This window comes from Bacillus sp. JJ1127, assembly GCF_036965845.1.
GTDB lineage: Bacteria > Bacillota > Bacilli > Bacillales > Bacillaceae_G > Bacillus_A.
This window is the reverse complement of record NZ_JBALQK010000437.1, coordinates 1,572-3,560: the sequence shown is the minus strand read 5'-3', so window position 1 is coordinate 3,560 and position 1,989 is coordinate 1,572. Positions and strand designations below refer to the sequence as shown.

Genomic DNA, 1,989 nt, shown 5'->3' with positions numbered 1-1,989 from the left:
GTATACGATTATAAATATAGTATAACAAATAAATAAAAAAAGTGCCTTTATAATGAGGCACTTTTTGACTGCATTTCTTCTTCTCGTCTTCGTTTTCTTTTACTTACAATTTTTGATAACGCAATACTTATTTCATAAATACAAATTAGCGGTACCGCTACTAAACTATGTGATAAAAAATCTGGAGGAGATATACAAGAAGCAATAACAATCAATATAACATAAGCATATCTTCTAACTTGCTGAAGAAATCCAGCCGTTAATAACCCAATGCTTGTTAAAAACATAACGACAACTGGCAATTCAAATATAACTGCAAATGGAACTGTTAAATTTAATACAAAATGAAAATATTTTTCCGTCGTAAACATTGTATTAAACATTTCATTACCTATTGTCGTTAAAAAATGAAATAAGAAGGGCATCACAATAAAATATCCGAAACATAAACCTGCTATAAACAATACACATAATATAGGAATGTACATTAATGTCATTTTTTGTTCACGTGGGTGCAAACCTGGTTTCACAAATAACCAAATTTGCATCGCTGCTAGCGGAATTGTACACACAATGGCAAATACAGTAGCAATCGAGAAAAAGATCCATAATACATCACTTGGACCGAGAACTGTCAATTTCATCGGTAAATCTTTTACAAGCCAAAAATAAATATCTTTGGTGAAAACAAAACCAATTATTAAAAATACTACGAATGATAAGACAGTAATTATTACGCGCTTTCGAAGTTCCACAATATGTTCTACTATACTCATCTCTCGATCTTCCATCTCTTTCACCACACTTCTCTCATCCAATCCAAATTCTTCTATTTCCCCTAGAAGAATGAATACAAATCGTTTATTATCATTTCCATAAAGTAGGAAAGTGAGTATAAAAAGTTAAGCGCCTTACACCTAGCTTTTATTTATTTTTTTCTTTGTCCTGAAACGTATCATCCGTTAATTCTCTTGTGGATTTTTTAAATTCTTTTAACGTCTCACCTAAAGAACGTCCGATTTCTGGTAATTTTTTAGGACCAAATAATATCAGTACAGCTACTAAAATTAAAATTAACCCTGGAAAGCCGATATTTGATAACATTTTTCCCATCTCCCTTATAAGTAGATTTCTTATTCTACTATCCCATAATTTCATTTTGTCAAAAAAGTCTGTAAACGTCAATGTATCCGCTATCATTTGTCGAAAAAATCCAAAAATATAATCGATTATACAAATTTCATTTTCTATTTTTATTGCATATGGTATGGTAAAAGAAATGATATCTTATTTCATCATAATAGAAAGGATTCAAATCATGACGCAAAAAATAACAAAAATGACACAATTCGTAAAAGAAGAGATTGCCAATGCGATTACTCATGGAATCGGGGCTATTTTAAGTATCCCGGCCTTAATTATATTAATTATTCATGCTTCCAAACATGGTACAGCCTCTGCTATTGTTGGATTTACTATTTATGGTGTGAGCATGTTTCTACTATACTTATTTTCTACACTACTACACAGTATCCATCATCCAAAAGTAGAAAAATTATTTACCATTTTAGATCACTCTGCTATCTATTTATTGATTGCTGGCACATATACACCTTTTTTACTCATTACACTGCGCGGTCCCCTTGGATGGACACTACTTGCAATTATTTGGACACTTGCCATCGGTGGGATCATCTTTAAAATTTTCTTTGTACGTCGTTTTATTAAAATGTCAACACTGTGCTATGTCATTATGGGCTGGCTCATTATTGTTGCCATTAAACCACTTTATGAAAATTTAACTGGACACGGATTTTCATTACTTTTAACAGGTGGAATTTTATATTCAGTAGGAGCTATCTTCTTCTTGTGGGAAAAGCTACCTTTCAATCACGCAATTTGGCACCTTTTCGTACTAGGCGGTAGTGCAATGATGTTTTTCTGCGTACTATTTTATGTCTTACCTGTCGCATAAATAATAACAAAGTC

3 protein-coding genes are annotated in these 1,989 nt (G+C 31.9%); 1 reads left to right on the top strand and 2 read right to left on the bottom strand.

Annotation, left to right across the window (positions count from 1 at the left end; translation table 11 throughout):
• Window positions 1–47: 47 nt before the first annotated feature.
• Together tatC and V7183_RS25625 are read right to left on the bottom strand one after the other, a co-directional pair.
• Window positions 48–791 carry a twin-arginine translocase subunit TatC gene (tatC, locus tag V7183_RS25630; protein WP_097898677.1) on the bottom strand — a complete coding sequence of 248 codons (744 nt, stop codon included), beginning with the start codon at window positions 789–791 and terminating at the stop codon, window positions 48–50.
• A gap of 133 nt (window positions 792–924) precedes the next feature.
• Entirely contained in the window at window positions 925–1,104 is a 180-nt protein-coding gene (locus V7183_RS25625; RefSeq protein WP_097898614.1) for a twin-arginine translocase TatA/TatE family subunit, read from the bottom strand.
• A 214-nt stretch (window positions 1,105–1,318) separates the two neighbouring features.
• Here V7183_RS25625 and trhA point away from each other — a divergent pair, with 214 nt between their 5' ends.
• A complete protein-coding gene (gene trhA / locus V7183_RS25620) occupies window positions 1,319–1,975 on the top strand; it encodes a PAQR family membrane homeostasis protein TrhA (RefSeq protein WP_097898613.1) in 657 nt (218 codons plus the stop codon).
• The last annotated feature ends 14 nt before the right edge of the window (window positions 1,976–1,989 follow it).